This is a genomic window from Pseudomonas khavaziana, assembly GCF_019145205.1.
Lineage (GTDB): Bacteria > Pseudomonadota > Gammaproteobacteria > Pseudomonadales > Pseudomonadaceae > Aquipseudomonas > Aquipseudomonas khavaziana.
Genome location: NZ_JAHSTT010000025.1, coordinates 1 through 17,681 on the forward strand (window position 1 = coordinate 1; position 17,681 = coordinate 17,681).

General features: G+C 57.8%; 9 protein-coding genes, 1 rRNA gene and 1 pseudogene. 7 read left to right on the forward strand and 4 right to left on the reverse strand.

The genetic code is table 11. From position 1 onward, the window contains the following. Together KVH01_RS30385 and KVH01_RS29055 are read left to right on the forward strand one after the other, a co-directional pair. Nucleotides 1–5,217 (forward strand): annotated as a pseudogene (locus tag KVH01_RS30385) (LapA family giant adhesin); the annotation flags it as partial. A 151-nt stretch (nucleotides 5,218–5,368) separates the two neighbouring features. Further along, on the forward strand, nucleotides 5,369–5,707 hold the full coding sequence (locus tag KVH01_RS29055) for a hypothetical protein (RefSeq protein WP_043051472.1): 339 nt from the start codon (nucleotides 5,369–5,371) through the stop codon (nucleotides 5,705–5,707). Between the two features lie 21 nt (nucleotides 5,708–5,728). On the opposite strand, the gene lapD is transcribed toward KVH01_RS29055, so the two are convergent. Both lapD and lapG read right to left on the reverse strand, forming a co-directional pair. Next, nucleotides 5,729–7,675, reverse strand: coding sequence for a cyclic di-GMP receptor LapD (lapD, locus tag KVH01_RS29060; protein WP_043051471.1), 1,947 nt, complete (start codon nucleotides 7,673–7,675; stop codon nucleotides 5,729–5,731). 14 nt (nucleotides 7,676–7,689) lie between these two features. Further along, on the reverse strand, nucleotides 7,690–8,313 hold the full coding sequence (lapG, locus tag KVH01_RS29065; RefSeq protein ID WP_225924429.1) for a cysteine protease LapG: 624 nt from the start codon (nucleotides 8,311–8,313) through the stop codon (nucleotides 7,690–7,692). 319 nt (nucleotides 8,314–8,632) lie between these two features. On the opposite strand from lapG, the gene KVH01_RS29070 reads away from it, so the two are divergent. The 5 genes from KVH01_RS29070 (at nucleotide 8,633) to KVH01_RS29090 (ending at nucleotide 15,263) form a co-directional block, all read left to right on the forward strand. After that, nucleotides 8,633–9,343, forward strand: a complete 711-nt coding sequence (locus KVH01_RS29070; RefSeq protein ID WP_043051469.1) for a GntR family transcriptional regulator — start codon at nucleotides 8,633–8,635, stop codon at nucleotides 9,341–9,343. Between the two features lie 365 nt (nucleotides 9,344–9,708). Further along, nucleotides 9,709–10,467 carry a DUF3050 domain-containing protein gene (locus KVH01_RS29075; protein WP_217883765.1) on the forward strand — a complete coding sequence of 253 codons (759 nt, stop codon included), beginning with the start codon at nucleotides 9,709–9,711 and terminating at the stop codon, nucleotides 10,465–10,467. Continuing rightward, nucleotides 10,464–11,411, forward strand: coding sequence for a diiron oxygenase (locus KVH01_RS29080; protein WP_217883766.1), 948 nt, complete (start codon nucleotides 10,464–10,466; stop codon nucleotides 11,409–11,411). The genes KVH01_RS29075 and KVH01_RS29080 overlap by 4 nt, the downstream gene beginning before the upstream one ends. Then, a complete protein-coding gene (locus KVH01_RS29085) occupies nucleotides 11,408–14,785 on the forward strand; it encodes an amino acid adenylation domain-containing protein (protein WP_217883767.1) in 3,378 nt (1,125 codons plus the stop codon). The genes KVH01_RS29080 and KVH01_RS29085 overlap by 4 nt, the downstream gene beginning before the upstream one ends. 19 nt (nucleotides 14,786–14,804) lie before the next feature. Further along, nucleotides 14,805–15,263 carry an SRPBCC family protein gene (locus KVH01_RS29090; RefSeq protein WP_043051465.1) on the forward strand — a complete coding sequence of 153 codons (459 nt, stop codon included), beginning with the start codon at nucleotides 14,805–14,807 and terminating at the stop codon, nucleotides 15,261–15,263. 39 nt (nucleotides 15,264–15,302) lie between these two features. Here KVH01_RS29090 and KVH01_RS29095 read toward each other — a convergent pair whose 3' ends face one another. Both KVH01_RS29095 and rrf read right to left on the reverse strand, forming a co-directional pair. Continuing rightward, nucleotides 15,303–17,183, reverse strand: a complete 1,881-nt coding sequence (locus KVH01_RS29095; protein WP_217883768.1) for a methyl-accepting chemotaxis protein — start codon at nucleotides 17,181–17,183, stop codon at nucleotides 15,303–15,305. Between the two features lie 270 nt (nucleotides 17,184–17,453). Beyond that, nucleotides 17,454–17,569 (reverse strand): 5S ribosomal RNA (gene rrf / locus KVH01_RS29100). Nucleotides 17,570–17,681: the final 112 nt, after the last annotated feature.

Below are 17,681 nucleotides of genomic sequence, written 5' to 3' on the forward strand. Positions count from 1 at the left end.
AAATGGCGTCCCGGTGACCAACATCACCAACCCGCTCACCGTGACCTTGGATAACGGTAAAACCATCACTATCGGCGTGAATCAATCGAGCGGTAGCGTTTCGGTTATTGCTCCTGATGACGTCTACAAAGGCGACCAAACCGTCACCACCGCTATCAAAGGCGTCACCGGTGGCGAGCATTTCGAAAATCTGGTTCCAGGTACTGCGGCGGTTAACACCACCGTCACCGATACTCCAGGTACCGATAACACCACGACGGTCACACTGACTGCACCGAGTGCTGTTAACGAAGGTGGCCAGATCACCTACACCGCTACGCTTTCCAACAAAGCGGGCACTGACGTCACGCTGAAACTCGACAACGGCTCATCGATCACCATCAAGGCTGGCGACACTGTCGGCACCGTGACTGTCCCGGCGCCTACCGATGACGTGTTCATCGACAAGAGCACCCAGACCGTCAAGATCACTGAGACCACTGGCGGCAACTTCGAAAAACTGGAAGTTGCAGGCAACGGTGCAACCACCACGATCAACGACACCATCGACAAGGTCGATGTGGTGCTGACCGCCACACCACCGTCGGCGAAGGCGGCAACATCGTCTACACCGCCAGCCTTGTGGATAAAAACGGCGCGCCGGTGACTAACATCACCAACCCGCTGACCGTCACCCTGGATAACGGCCAGACCATCACTATCGGCGTGAACCAGTCCAGCGGCACAATCACCACCGTCGCGCCAAACGATGTCTACAAGGGCGACCAGACCGTCACCACGGCAATCAAAGGTGTGACCGGCGGCGAACATTTCGAAAATCTGGTGCCAGGCACGACTGCGGTGAGCACCACCGTCACCGACACCCCGGGCTCCACCGATCTGACCAGCGTCACCCTGACCGCCCCGACGGCCGTCAACGAAGGTGGCCAGATCACTTACACCGCGACCTTGAGCAACAAGGCCGGCAGCGACATGGTGGTCCAGCTCGATAACGGTTCCAGCATCACCATCAAGCAGGGTGCGACCGTGGGCACGGTGACCGTCCCAGCACCTACCGATGATGTGTTCATCGACAAGAGCACCCAGACCGTCAAGATCACTGGCACTACCGGCGGCAATTTCGAGGGTGTAAGCATCACCCCGGGCGGCGCGACGACCACTATCAACGACACCATTGATGACGTGACCGTTGTACTCAAGGCCACTGGCTCGGTCAGCGAGGGCGGGCAGATCGTCTATACCGCGTCCCTGGTCGACAAGAACGGCGCGGCAGTCAACAACGTTGGCTCCGACCTGGTGGTAAGGCTGGATAACGGCTCCACCATCACCATCGGCAATGGCAAGTCCACCAGCTTCATCACCGCTACCGCGCCTAACGATGCGTATGTCGGCGCCAATGACGTCACCACCAAAATCACCGGTGTAGTCAGCGGTGGCGACAAGTACGAACACTTGATCCTCGATGGCAGCACCGTGGTCACCAAGGTGACGGATGTGGTCAACAACACCACGATCGGCATCACCGGCGACGCGTCGGTGACTGAAGGCGGCACGGCACACTACACCCTGACGCTGAGCAACCCGCCGCTGACCGACGTCACCGTGACGCTCAAGTACAGCGGCACCGCCACCGACGGTTCGGACTTCAATGGCGTGTACACCGTGAAGATCCCGGCCGGCTCCAGCAGCGTGCCGTTTGATATCCGCACACTCGACGACAAGATCACCGAGCCAACGGAAAAGATCGTCATCACCATCGACAAGGCCACCGGTGGCAACTTCGAAAACCTGGTGGTGGGCAATGGCAGCGTCAGCACCGACATCATCGACAACGATGCGCCGCCGGTCATCGACCTGGATGCCAACAACTCCAGCGGCGCCATCGGCGCGGATTTCAAGACTACCTTCACCGAAGGCGGTACTGGCGTGTCGATTGCTGACACAGACATCAAGATCACCGACCCGGACAGCACGCAGCTGACCGGCGCCACCGTGGTACTGACCAACAGCCAGCCAGGCGACTCGCTGAACTTCAGCGGCGTGACGGGCATCAACGTGACCCCGAGCACCGACCCTGTCAGCGGCAAAATCACCTTGACCCTGACCGGCACGGCGTCGCTGGCCGACTACATGCAGCAGATCAAGAACATCACGTTCACCAACAACAGCCATGACCCAAGCACCACGCCACGCACGATTACCGTGAGCGTGACCGATGGTGGCAACTACTCCAACGTCGCGACCACCACCGTCAACGTGGTGGCCGTCAACGATGCGCCAGTGGCCACCGGCGGTGCCGTGACCGGTACGGAAGACACCGCGCTGGCCCTCACCTGGGCCAACTTCGGCGTGACCGATGTGGACTCGCCACAAGCCAGCCTGAGCGTGAAAATCACCGAACTGCCGGTAGCCGGAAAACTGCAGTTCCTGGCGGCGGACGGCAGCACCTGGACCAACGTGTCCAGTGGCCAGACCTTCACCAAGGCCCAGATCGACGGCGGCCAGTTGCGCTTTATGCCTAACGCCAACGAATCAGGCGCCGATGGTTATGGCGGCACCGGCATTGGCAACAAACAGGCCGATTACGCGCAGTTCAAGTTCCAGCCTAGCGACGGCAAGGATCTGGGTACGACAGCTACGGTGAAAGTCGATATCACCCCGGTGGCCGACGCACCGACCCTGAACGTGGCCGATAACAACGTCGCCTCGACCGGCCTGGTCAAACAGGGCTGGAACAGCATTGCCGGCCTCGGCAACAACGGCAACGGCGCTGCGCCAGACGTACTGAAAAAAGCCATCGATAACGCCGGTACACCAAACAGCACTTCTGTGGTGACCAACGTCGAATCCGTCGATAACGTCAATGCTGGCTCTGGCTCCAAGATTTCCGGCCTGATCTACATGGAGGCCGGCAAGAGCTACACCTTCAGCGGCATCGCCGATGACAGCGTAGTGGTCAACGTTGGCGGTAAAGACATTGCCAGCGGACTGTGGGGCACCAACAGCGGCAAGTTCAGCGGCTCGTTCACGCCATCGGTCAGCGGCTACTACAGCCTTGAGATCTACCAGGCCAACCAAGCGGGGCCAGGCAGTTTTGACGTCAACCTGTCGGTCAACGGCGGGGCGGTGCAGAACCTGAGCACCAGCACCGTGCCGTTGTACACCGGCATCACCGACCTGACCAACGCCGGTGTCACCGTGTCCGACCTGCATGGCAGCAACGGCGACGGTTACTACGTGGGCTACAAGCTCAACGAGGGCCAGGAAAACGGCACCGTGAAGCTGTCCAAGGTCACCACGGCGCTGACCGACACCGACGGTTCGGAAACCCTGAGTGTGAAGATCAGTGGCATTCCGGCAGGCTCGGTACTCACCGACGCGTCGGGACATACCTTCACCGCGAGCAAGACCACGGGCGAAGTCAACGTCACCGGCTGGGACCTGGGCACCCTGACCATCAAGCCGCCGACCTACTACAGCGGCCAGTTCAACCTGACGGTCACTTCGACCTCCACCGAAAGCATCGGTGGTTCGGCCACCACCACCGCGCAATTGCCCGTCACGGTGCACCCGGCGACCTATAACCCGGTTACCGGCACCTCGGGCAGCGACACCATCAACGGCACCGATGGCAACGACATCGTCGTGGCCGACGTCGGCGGCCTGAACGTGGTGCAGGGCAAGAACTACAACATTGCGTTCATGATCGATACATCGGGCAGTATGGGCGCGGACTCGATAGCAGCGGCGAAAGCCTCGCTGACCACCACGTTCAACTCGCTGAAAAACAGTATCGGCTCCAGCACCTCTGGCACCGTGAATATCTTCCTGGCGGACTTCAGTGACCAGGTCAATCGCACGGTGACAGTCGACCTGAAAGACCCAGGCGCGCTGAATTCGCTGCAGAAAGTCCTGGATTCCATGGTGTCTACCGGCGGGACCAACTACGAAGACGTGTTCAAGGCTGCGTCCAACTTCTTTAAAAGTGCCCAGGCGACTGGCAACACTGGCGCAATCAATACAACGTACTTCATCACCGATGGTCAGCCGACGTTTTACCAAGGGTCCGAGCAGACCAACCCGTACTTGTACGGCAACGTCAGGCTCGATGATGTCGTCACCATGAACAACTACACCATAGGCACCGCCACCCGGATCAACATCGACTCGAGTCACTTAATTGATATCGACTCTGCTGGCAAGGTAACCCTGTGGACCAACAACTGGTGGGGCTGGGGGCAGTCCAGCCCGGGAACTATCCATGCCCAAGGGGATGGCACCTATGAGATATCGGTAAAAGGCGGCCTCGGGTACGATACCGACTACTCCACCACTCTCAACTCCAACAGCGCATTCGCACTGCTCAAAGGCCTGTCCACTGGTGGCGTAGAAGCCATCGGCCTCAACAGCGGGGTCAGCCTGAATCAGTTGGCACCGTACGACAGCGACGGCAAGCCGCAAGCCAACATCGATCCGAAGGACCTGGCCAACGCGATCCTCGGCCACACCGAGGCGACGTTGCCTGGCGCAGACACCGTCATCGGGGGCGATGGCAACGACATCCTCTTCGGCGACCTGGTGAGCTTCAGCGGGATCAACGGTGAGGGTTACAACGCACTGCAGGCGTTTGTGGCGCAGAAGACCGGCGTAGCCGTCTCTTCGGTGACCGCCTCCAACGTTCACCAGTACGTTACCGAGCACTACGTGGACTTCGACGTCTCCGGCGCCAAGGATGCCAACGACACGCTGCTGGGCGGCGCTGGCGATGACATCCTGTTCGGCCAGGGCGGCAACGACCTCCTGGACGGCGGCAAAGGCAATGACATCCTGCTGGGCGGCACCGGCAACGACACGTTGATTGGCGGCCAGGGCAACGACATTTTGATCGGTGGTTCGGGTGCCGATACCTTTGTGTGGAAGGCGGGTGACTTCGGCAACGATGTGATCAAGGACTTCAAGGCATCGGAAGGCGACCGGATTGATCTGCGTGACTTGTTGAAAGGTGAGACCGATAGCACCATCGACAATTACCTGAAGATCACTACGGTAGATGGCGTGTCGACCCTGCAAGTCAGCAGTGAAGGCAAGCTCAACGCTGCCGGTGGCGTGGCCAATGCCGATGTGACAATCAAGCTGGAAGGCAATGATTGGTCCCATGTCAGCATCAACTCGCTGATCACTGGCGCCGACCCAACCATCAAGATCGACCATAGCTAAGATGCAATGGATCGGCCGCCTTCCCAGGCGGCCGATTTTTTTGCCTTATGGGCCGCTGGCCCTGGCGGACGGTGCGTCGCATACTCACGCCCATACACGCAGCGTTGGCCTATGCTGTTGAACGCATGTGGCTCATATTCGAGGGGTTCTTATGTTTTACGTGCAACGTGATGCGCTGGGCGCGCTGGTTCGCGTAGAGGCGGCCGCCTTTACCGAATCCACCGAAACCCTGCCGGCCGATCACCATGAGATCCAGGCCTGGTACGCCAACGAAGTGGTGGAAACCAGCCTGGCCCAGCTCAAGCAGAGCGACTTGGAGATGATCCGGGTACTGGATGACTTGATCCAGGTGCTGACCCGCAAAGGCGTGATCAGCGTGACCGACCTGCCGCCAGCGGCACAGGCTAAGTTGATGGATCGCAACCATGCGCGGGAAGCGTTGGGTGGGTTGAGCCAGTTGATCGATGATGACGAGAAAGGATTGATTTGATCCAGCCGCTCCTACAGGTAATTATTTCCAGGGCGCAGGCTCGCCAAACAGCTGACCCTGCACTCCAAAAATCCCCATCTCACGAATCACCTTCAACTCGCCCTCGGTTTCCACACGCTCGGCAATCAACGGCAGATCGATGCTGTGGGCGGCGCGCTGGATAGCTTCGATAAACAAGCGCTTGTCACTTTCCTGGTCGATGGCACGAATGTAGCTGCCATCGATCTTCAAGTACGCCAGGCCCAGGCGCGCCAGGTTTCCAATCATGCTGAAGCGCCCACCGAAACGTTGCAGGCTGAGAGAGAAACCCAACTCGCGCAGGCGCTGGGTCATCTGTTCCAGCACGTGCTGTTCAGGCAGTTGCTCTTCACCGATCTCCAGGGTGAGGCGCGGGCCCAGGTTGCTGTGCTGGCGTAGCAGGTCGTAAATCCGGTTCAGCGCCTGGGTGTCCTGCAAGGTCGCGGCTGAGAGGTTCAGCGCCAGGTTATGGCTGTGGTTGGCCATTTGCTTGAGCACTTGCTCCAACATCAGGCGGTCCAGACGGGCCGACCAGCCAAAGCGTTCCAACCACGGCAGGAAACGCCCAGCCGGTATAGTGTGGCCGTCTTCGTCCTGCAGGCGCGACAGGACCTTGTAGTGCAAGACCAACTGTGTGTCCTGGCTGGCAACGACGGGCTGGAAGTACAGCTCAAAGCGCTGCTGGGTCAGGGCCTGGTCCAACAACCTGTGCCAGGCATGATGATCGTCACCGACGCTGGCGGCAGCGCTGCGGTCCAGGCACACCCAACTGCTGTCGCCCTGCGCTTCGGCCTGGGCCAGGGCCTGGTCAGCCAGGGTCAGCAGGGCTTGAGGCGCATCGCCATGGTTGAACGGCGCCAGGCCAATATAGGCGACCGGCGTAACATCGCTGGCACCGGTCGCTTGCAGGCTGAGCAAGGTGCTTTCAAGGTTTTGCGCCAATTGCAGCGCTTCTTCACGCATCAAACCCGGCGCCAGCACGGCGAACTCGCCGCCGCGGATGCGGGTGACGAGGTTGTGGGTCTCCGGGTATGGCTCGCACTGGCGCAGCAGTTGCTCGCCAACCGCTTGTAGCAACTGGTCGGTGCGCTGGCCGCCCAGGCGCTGGTTGAGCCCGGCAAGGTCCTTGACCCGCAGCAACAGCAGATAGCCGGAATTGGTCTCTTCCGGGTTGCTGACACGGGCGTTGAGCTGCATCTCGAAATAACGTCGGTTGGCGAGGCCGGTGAGGTTGTCCTGATAGGATTCGGTGCGCAGTTTTTCGCTGCGTTCGGCCTGCTCCTGGAACAACGCCTTGAGCTTTTCCACCATCTGGTTCATGGCCTGCACCACTCGTCGCAGCTCGGGAGTGCGTGGCAGATCGGGCAGGCTGAGGAACTCCCGGCGGGCGATGGCGTGGGATTGTTTGACCATATAGTCCAACGGCTTCAACTGCCGGCGCAGCAAAAGCCCACCTAGCACCACACTCACCGCGCCGCACAGCAACAACCAGCCAAGGCTACCCAACGCGCTCTGCCAGAGTTTGGCCAGGGCAAACATCGGATGGCTGACTACCTCGACCCGTGCCGCCTGCTCCCAGCCTCGGCTGACCAGGGCATCACCACCTGCCGGCTCCAGGCCGATCAACTTCACGAACCAGTTGGGCACGCCGTTGTTGTCAGGAATACCGCTGCGCTCGACGATGGTTTTGTCGGTGGCCAGGTCCACTACACGGATGCTGGCGTAATAGCCGCTGTCGAAGATCGAGCTGACCAGCAGTTCCACCATGGCCGGGTCATCGATATTCGGGGTCAGCGACAGCGCCAGCGCCGTCGCCGCATCCTGGGCATGGGAGCGCAGTTGGTTGACGTATTGGGTGCGCGAGCTTTCCAGGCTGACCATGAAGCTGCCGCTGAAGGCGACCACCAGGAACAGACAGATAGCGATCAATAGTTGTTTGAACAAGGACATCCGATCAGTTACTCCTAGTTGGCAGGCTCGGCTGGAAAGCCTTCCGCACGCATTTTTCTCAACACATCCTGCCAGCGCGACAAGCGTTTGGTATCACCGACTTTCTTGTTGCCCTTGGCGCCGGGCAAGTACAGGCCCTCGGCGTTGAATGAGTACACCGGGACCAGATCGGTACGGCGGGTAGCCGGCAGGATTTCGTCCATCAGGCTGTCGAGCACCAGCGGGATGGCGTCGGGGGTCGAATAATAGGTCAGGACCATGTGCGCGCGATTCTGTCGCAAGGCCTTGACGTAGGTGATGCGCAATTTGTCGCTGGACACACCCAGATGACGCAAACTGAAATACTTTGCGATCGCGTAGTCTTCGCAGTCACCGGCCCCCTTCCATAGGGCTTCGACGGGTGTCTCCCAATAGTCGATGACGTGCCAGAGGTCGATATCTTCGACGTAGGTCATTTGCTTGTTGAAGAACAAGTTAACCACCTTGAGCTGCTCCGACTCGCTGACCTGTTTTTCAGTCGCCAATAGTCGCTGCCAGGCGTCGATACGCTGCTGGCCTTGGCCCAGCGGCCCGTATACGGCGGTAGCCTTGCGGCTGATCTGCGAGAAATCCCAATCGGCACGCAGCCCGCCGAGCATCAGGCCAGCCAATAAAATTGCCGATAAAAACCAGCAAAGGACTCGATAGGGAATAAAACTTACCGCCAAGGCGTTCAGTCCATGAAAGAGACGGAATTTCAAGGGATGGTGAAGCCTCGCCCTACAAAAAACAATGGCACAGTGCAATCATTCGTCAGTGGACTGAGTTTATAACCGCCCCTTGTGGGACTCACAAAGTAGGCTGTGTAAGCCCTTACAAACGGAAACTTAGGCTGTTTGACAAGCGCCTGACCCATCTCTAGTGTGCATTGGATCCAATTAGCCAAACTATTATTCAAAAAAGGAGGATAGCGTAACCGTGACGCAGAAGCCGAACCCTTTAAGCAGCATCAAAATCAGCGGGCCTATTCCCGCCCATCTTGCTCGCTCCGTAATTGAAGAAACACTGCGCAACGCCATTCTCGATGGGCGATTGCCCTGTGGCACTGCGATGCGCCAGCAGGAGCTGGCCAGCTTGTTCGGCGTCAGCCGCATGCCCGTACGCGAAGCCTTGCGCCAGCTGGAGGCGCAATCCCTGCTGCATGTGGTGACTCACAAGGGTGCCGTGGTTGCGCCCTTGATCGAGGATAATTCGGCTGAGACCTATGCTTTGCGCATGCTGCTGGAATCCGAAGCGCTGCGCTTGTCGATTCCATTGCTCACCGAGAAAGATCTGTCCGAGGCCGAGGCGTGCATCAATGCGCTGGAATGCGAAAAGGACTATACCGAGATTGGTCGCCTCAATCGCCTGTTCCACATGGTCCTGTATGGCAAGGCACCCAACCAGCGATTGCTCACCTTGGTCGAGCACGGGCTCAATGAAGAGGAGCGTTTCCTGCGCTTCAACCTTGAGGCAATGGGACTAGGCGAGACGTCCCAGGAAGACCACCGTGAATTGCTGAGCCTGGTGGCACAGAAGAAGGTCGATGAGAGCATCCTGACGCTGCGTAATCACTTGATGCGTGGGATGGAGGTCATAGCCACCTACCTCAAGGGGCTTGAAACCGCCGAAAAAAAAGCCCGCCAATAGGATCCTCAGCCTTCTAACGCCCTTTACCCCTACGGGGCAACTTCCCTGGGAAGTTGCCACATTGGCATACGGAAAACCCACTTAAACTTAATTAACGCGAGGAAATATCCGACACTGAGCACAGACAACTCAACTAATAAAACCACACAGAAAAAACATTTAATACATTTATAAGTCAGCCCAAACGTTTAAACAGTTTATTATCCTTTCCCGAAAAACCACACCTTCAGATCCGCTGCGCAGGTCTATGTCAGTGCTGCGCCGCGTGCGTCGTGCGGTCTCGATTTAACGTTCCCTCTCTATCTTAAAACTACAAAATCCCAACACTGCTTTTGAGCACCTGCAACAATTCATAGGCGTCAACCATGTATCAAGAATTGCTTGAACAGAAAAAACTACAACTTTTCAACCATCCATTATTTATAGAAATAACTTCACTTAACAAGTTACAGCACTTCATGGAAAACCATGTATTTGCCGTCTGGGACTTCATGACCCTGACTAAACGCCTGCAACAGGACCTGACCTGTACCCAGATACCCTGGCTCCCACCTGCGGACTCGCAGGCTGCCCGCTTGATCAATGAAATAGTGCTGGGCGAGGAATCAGATGAACACCCGACGCGGGGTTATCGCAGCCACTTCGAGCTGTACCTGGACGCCATGACGGAGGTCGGCGCCAGCACCGTCGCCATTACCCGCCTGATCGACCTGCAACGCGAAGGCGTGGAGGTCAGTGCTGCCTTGCAAATGATCGATGCGCCACCTGGGGTGGCCTGCTTTGTCGACAGCACGCTGCAAGTCGCCTTGAGCGCCCCGACTCACTGCGTCGCAGCGGCTTTCCTGCATGGCCGCGAGAGTGTCATTCCGTCGATGTTCCAGCGGCTGTTGCACAGTCATGGGCTCATTGATCATGAGGCACCCACCTTATGTCACTACCTCAATCGTCACATCGAAATGGACAGCCACGACCATGGGCCGGCAGCGGAGCAATTGCTCATGCGCCTGGTCGGCGCAGACCCGATTCGCCAGAGGCAAGCAGATAATGCCGCCCTCGACGCCGTGGAAAGTCGCATTAGCTTCTGGGACGGGGTGCTGACTTCGATGCAAGGGGAACACCAATGAACGTTGTCAATTATCGATCCTTTGCTGATGACTGGGAGCGGCGCGCGACCATTCGAACACGCCCCCGGCGCATGCTGGAGGACGACAACAAACTCATCTTCCCTCTGTACCGACAACCCCTCGTACTGAGTGCAACCTTCCTCGAACAGTGCCCACAGTGGCGCGACTTCGTGCTGGTACAAAGCTTCTATAAATTCATTAATGACGTGGTGATCTTCGAAACCGAAATCGTCGACAAGACTGCACGCAACATCGCCAAGAACCGTTTTTCACCGCCCTTCCCGCTGGCCTGCCGTTACGACGCGATGACCGTCGTGGTGGACGAGGACTATCACGCGTTGGTCGCGTTGGACTTCCTGCAACAAGCCGTGGAAATGACCGGTATCCAGCCGCTTGACCTGCCTGGGCAAATCGAATTGAGCCGCGCACTGCCGGCGGCACAGGCGCAGGTGCCAGCGCATTTGCACGATGCCGTCGAGTTGATCGGCGTGGCCATTGCCGAAAACACCGTAACCCATGACGTGGCAGCATTCTCCAAGGATGACAGCGTCAAATCATCCATCCGCGGCATGATGGCCGACCACCTGTTTGATGAGGGTCGTCACGCGCAGTTCTGGACACAGTTAGTGCGTCTCTACTGGCAATCGGCAAGCCCGCAGGAGCGCGACAGCATTGCTCAAGCTTTGCCCGTTTTCCTGGAGCATTACCTGACCAACGACCTGCAGAAAGACTTTGATCTGCACCTGATCGAACACTTGGAAATCAGCGCCGACACACGTCTGGCACTGCACCATGAAGTCTCTGCGCTGGATTTCCCCATCAACCACCAGCATCCACTGATAGGCAATATAATGAGCCTGCTGCGTCACAGCGGCGTGCTGCAGACACCCAGCGTAGCTCGGTCGTTGAGCAGCTACCTGCCTGTGGCGGGGAGGCCGGCATGAAGCGTTTGACGATAGCGTGGGGCGCCGCCAGTAACGTCCTGGCCCCCGTCAAGCAAGTGCTGGAACAATACGGTCATGTCTCGGGAACGGGCCCTGTCGACCTGGTGATTGAAGACGGTAGCCGGCCGCTGGCGCAATTACCCGCCGACGCATACTGGATGAGTTTGCGCATGGGCATTGGCCCCGTGTCCGAGAATGGACTGCCAGCCCTGCAATTTCGCTGCTATGACCGTGAACGAAGCCTGTTGGCTGTGTACGAAGTCGCAGAGGAACCCAGCGGCAATGGGCAGCGATTGCGTCACAAGGCAACGAACGCACTGGTGGAATGGCTCGCCTTGTTGGTTAGTAGTTACTCCAGGGACCCGGCCTGCTTCACCGTTGTGGTCACCCCTAACGACTGGCCCGAACACAGTCTGCAAGCGCTGGAAACCTTGGCGTTCAAGCATCGATTCAATCGCACGACGGATCCAGCGCTGTTGCATGCGGCCCAGACCCCCATGATGGAACGGCTGCAAGCCAGCCTGGACAAGTTCGCCACTCGAACAGCGTTGAATATCGCGGGCAACCTGCTGACTTATCAGCAGCTCCAGGCACACGCCTTGGCGATCCAGCAGCGTCTGCTTCCACTCTTGGAGGGCATCGAAACTCAACCCGTGATCGGCGTGTGCCTGGCAAAATCCGTTGAGCTGTACGCAAGCATCCTTGCGGTGCTGGGCAGTGGCGCGGTGTATTTGCCTCTGGCGCCGGACCATCCGGTGCAGCGCCAACAGCAGATGCTGGAAAGCGCCGGCGCTTGTGTATTGCTGGAGAATGGCCTGCATCCGCTGCGAGATCACCTCGCCTCATTGGATGTCAGCAAGATCGAACCGTGCGCCATCACCCGTGCACTGCCACTGATGCGTAAACGGCCCAGTGCCGACACACCGTGCATGGCGCTTTTCACCTCAGGCACTACCGGGTTTCCCAAGGGGGTACTGCTTAGCCAATACAACCTGGCGCATTTCAGCGCCTGGCTCGGCGCTTGTGTAGAGATGAGTGAAGAGAGTCGCGTGTTGCAGTTTTCGCCGTTGAGCTTCGACTCTTCATTGATCGATATTTTCCCTGCCTTGATAGCCGGCGCCGAGTTGATTATCCCCAGCAACGATCAACGCCAAGACCCTCGACAACTGGTCGAATTGATTCGCGGGCAACGCGTCACCCATGGCTTTCTACCGCCGGCGCTGCTCAGCATCCTGCCGCTGGATCAGCCACTGGGGCTTGCTCACCTGCTCACTGGAGGCGATTTCTGCGAGCCCTATGTAATCGAACGACTGGCAGGCCAATGCCAGTTGCATAACCTCTATGGGCCGACCGAGACCACGGTGCTGGCAACACATAGGGTGTTCCGGCATGGCGACAGCCCTCGCAACATCGGCCATCCCATTGCCAACAGCCAAGTGTTGATTCTCGACGAAAACCTGCAGCCCGTGGATGAACAAGTGCTGGGCGATTTGTATATCGCAGGCCCGGGGGTGAGCCTGGGTTATTTGAATGTACCGCAGCAGGCCGACAGCCCTTTTGTTGCACTGACATTGCCTGATGGGCAGGTGTTGCATGCTTACCGTAGCGGCGACCTGGCGAAATGGACTCAGGACGGCATCAAGTTGGGTGGGCGTCGGGATGACCAAGTCAAAATCCGCGGATTCCGAGTCGAGCCCCAGGAAATCGAACAATGCCTGCGCAACAGTCGATTGTTTCGCCAAGTAGCCGTAGTGATTGACCCGGGCCTCAGGGTCATCGCTTTTGTCACACAACCCGAACCCAGCGCCACGCTGGCTGACTTGCAGCAATATGCCCGCCAGTGGCTGCCCGAACATATGCGGCCCGTCATTTGGAGCGAGTTGGCGCGCATGCCGGGATCGAGTAACGGCAAGATTGATCGCAAGGCATTACTGGCCATGCCGTTGTCCATCCCTCAAGCAGTGACTCGCTGCTGTGCTCAGACCGATCTGCAAAAGCAGTTGGTGGACCTGTGGGCGCAATTGCTGGCGTTGCCCGCTGGCGAATTATCGATTGACGACAGCTTTTTCAATCTGGGCGGCCACTCCATCCTCTTGTCGACTTTATTGCTACGCGTGCGCGAGCGGTTTGGCCGTAGCCTCTCTCTGAGCCACTTTTTCGAGGCGCCGACAATCCGCACATTGGCGGCCCTGATGGAAGGTAGTGTGTTGCCGGACACGCCTGGCAGCCAGATGGAGAAAGATGCATCACAAGTGCTGGAGATCAAGATGCTACCGGAGGCTCGCGCGGGAGATCCGCGTAAGGCGATCGTCACTGGGGCAAATAGCTTTGTCGGGGCGCATATCGTTCACGCGCTGCTGGCGGCAGGAGCACAAGAGGTGGCGTGCCTTGTGCGGGAACTGCCAGGTCAATCGGCAACAGCAAGGTTTACCCAGGCCTTGCGTGAATACCGCTTGGAGCATCTGGACCTGAGCCGAGTGCAGGTATACGCCGCCGACATTCGCCAACCTCGCCTGGGCTTGGCATGCAATGTGTACGACTACCTCGCTCGCGATTATGGCGTGCTGGTGCACAACGCGGCACAGGTCAATCATGTGATGGACTATGTGTCACTCGCCAAGGACAACGTCGAACCAGCCCTTGAGTGCCTGCGTCTTTGCGAGACCCATTGTAAAAAGGTGCTCAACTTCATCTCGACTCTATCAGCCTGCAGCAACGTGGACGCCGATGGATACGTCCTTGAAGCACCAGCAGGGCACGCGTTACCGCTCTATGTGAAAAATGGCTATAACCTCTCCAAGTGGGTGGCCGAACGGCTGTTAGGGCGAGCGAGGGAGCAAGGGGCCTGGGTGAATATCCATCGGCCCGGGAATATCAGCTTCAACAGTCAGAACGGTGTTTGCCAGCCGCAGAAAAATCGATTGATGTTGATGCTCAAGGGCTCCCTGCAATTGGGCTTGGCACCCCGCCTGGACGTGAACTTCGATCTGATGCCGGTGGACTTCCTGGCTGGCTTCATTGCCTTTCACAGCGTCCGCTTTGCCCCTGCGCGAAACGTATTCAACCTGCACAACCCGCAGCCCTTGAGCTGGGATCAGTACCTCGACGCGTTCAGCGAGGCCGGGCACGCCTTCGACCGGGTGAGCATTGACCACTGGCAACGGACGCTGCAAACGGTGAGCCGTGATAATGCGCTGTTTCGCGTGCTGGGCTTTTACCTGGACGGGCTCGGCGAAGACATCGGCGACACTTCGATGATCCGTCACGACAATGCCCGCTGGGGCCTGGAAAAGATGGGTGTGGACTATCCGCCAAAGAACCCGGAGCTGTTACGCAAGGGCTGTGACTACCTCAGGGCCATCGGCTTCCTTTGAACTGCTTCAGGACTCCCCCATGAAACCGCTGCAACCCGATACGTTAATTCGCAATCCGATCGGTACACCGATTGTGGCTTCCGTCGTAGTCCCGTGTGAGGCTAAACGCCTGTGGGACGTGGTCGGTAGCTTTGATAGTTTTGATACCTTCATCCCAAGCCTGTCACACATCGAGATGACGGGTGTTGGGGTAGGCGCATTGCGCACTAAAATTTTCCACGATGGCCATTGCGTCGTGGAGCAACTGAACAGCCGAGACGAAAGCGCCATGTACATGACGTGGACCACCCTCTACAACACTTTGGGCGTGGCGCGCTTATGGGCAGCAATGAGTGTGGAAGCGCTTGGCGCCGAGTGTTCCAAGGCAACTTGGACGCTGGTGGGCGAGCCGCAGGAAACGACTCAAGCTGAGTTTGAACAGTTTGCACAGACGTTCGCCGACAGCGCGTTGGAGAATGTGCGCCGGATGCTTGGCTAAGCAGTCGGAGCGAGGTATCTCGCTCCGGTGCAGTCGGGTTCAGATTTTGAAGCTATCGACCAATTGCTTCAATCGACTGGCCTGCTGGGACAGCGCATCGCAGTCCTTGAGCGTCTCGTTGAGGTTGGCCACGCCCTGCTGGTTCAGCAGGTTGATCTGGTTGATGTCAACGTTGAGGGTTTCAACGACTGCGGTCTGTTCTTCGGTTGCTGCCGCAACCGACTGGTTCATGCCATCGATTTCAACGATGCGCTGCGTCACGCTGACCAGGCGCTCACCCGCCTGGTTGGCCACTTCAACGCTTTCTTCGCTGGAGACCTGACTGGCATTCATGGTGGTCACTGCTTCTCGGGACCCCACTTGCAGGGAAGTGATCATCTTGTGGATCTCTTCTGCCGACTCTTGGGTACGGTGCGCCAGGTTACGCACTTCATCAGCCACCACCGCAAACCCACGTCCGGCTTCACCGGCACGGGCAGCTTCGATCGCCGCGTTAAGGGCGAGCAAGTTGGTTTGCTGGGAGATGCCTTTGATCACATCAAGAATATGACCGATGTTGTCGGTACTGGCATTCAAGGTCTCGATCTGAGTGCAGGACAGGCTGATCTTCTGTGACAGCTCCGACATCGCCTGGATGGTTTGCTCAACCACCTTACGCCCATCGTCAGCTTGCTCGCTGGCACCGCTGGCATGCTGCGAAGCATCTGCGGCGTTGCGCGCGATTTCTTGAGTAGCGGCGCCCAGTTCGTTGATCGCAGCTGCGACGCTGTTGGTGCGCGCACTCTGTTCGTCGGACCCGATGATCGAGGCATTGGACGATGCCATTACACGCTGGGATAGATCGTGCACCTGCCGAGTTGCCGAAGACACCTCGGAAATCGAGGCGTGGATCCGCTCTACGAACTGGTTGAACGCACTACCGACTTCCCCGAATTCGTCTTTGCTGGTCACGTCGAGGCGGCGGGTCAAATCACCTTCGCCTTGGGCAATGTCCTTCATGGCAACGCCCATGGTAGTCAAAGGACGTAGCAATACTTGAATGAGCAAGCTCAGGAGCACAGCAATAGCCACGACAGCGATCAACATCGCAATCAACGCTGAAGTACGGAATTTACCCAAAGGGGCATAGGCTTTTTCTTTATCAATCGACAGGCCGATGTACCAGTCGGCGCCAGGCAAACCGCTGATAGGCGTGAACGACAGAATGCGGTCCTGGTGATTGAGGACGACGTCCTGGTTAACCTTTTCGATGCGTACGTTGTTGCCAGAGTAGATGTCCTTGAGGTTTTTCATCACCTGGCCCTGGTCAGGGCTGACGATGACTTGACCATCACCGCTGACCAGGAATGCATGGCCGATGCCGCCGAAGTCTACTGAATTGATGATCTTCACCAGGGTTTGCAGACTCAGGTCGCCACCGACAACACCCAACAATTCGCCGTTCTTCTTCACAGGCATGGCAATTGTCACGATCTGGCCGCCCACAGCCGCCATATAAGGCGGAGTAAGCATGGTTTTGTCCGCTACTACCGCTTGCTTGTACCAAGGGCGCTGACGAGGGTCGTAGTCGTCAGGCATCTTCGCATCAGGACGCTGAGTGAACACGCCGTTGGTCTGACCCACGTAGGTGAACTGGAAGTTGGAGGTGAGCGCTGGCTGATCGACCAGCCCGGGAAGGTCGGCAGCATTACCCTGATGAGCTACGTTCTGCGCCAGGTTCTCGAGGACCAGGATGCGACCACTGAGCCAGTTTTGCACACTGCTGGCGGTGAGTTCGCCGGATTGTTGAATGGACGAGGCCAGGTTTTGCTTGATCGTGTTGCGTTGCAGGTAGTCGTTGTACAGCGTGAATAACGCGAAGGCTAAAACCACGACGCCTGACGCGGCCAACAGAATTTTATGACTGAACTTGAGATTCATTTCATCGACTTCTTTTGCCAAAGGGGGTGAGCGTGCCGAGTGGAACATTCCATGTAACGGGATAGGCGGGCTCTACGGTCGCTCTATTTCGGTGCACGCATGGCTCGTCAGGGTTTCGGCCAACCTTCGACAAATCTTAGGAATTTGTGAGAAGCATCTTCTTTTAGCGTAGGAAACCGACAGACGGCTGGTTAGAGGAATTGTTGTTTTGGGTCGCCCTAAACGACAAAACCCCTGTCTGCGTTAGCAGACAGGGGTTTCGGAATTCAATCTTGACGATGACCTACTCTCACATGGGGAAACCCCACACTACCATCGGCGATGCATCGTTTCACTGCTGAGTTCGGGATGGGATCAGGTGGTTCCAATGCTCTATGGTCGTCAAGAAATTCTGTGTACCAGGTCGTTGCGTTAGCAACGGGCCGGTGAAATTCATGAGTTTCTATATAAACAAAACCCCTGTCTGCGTTAGCAAACAGGGGTTCTGGAATTTAATCT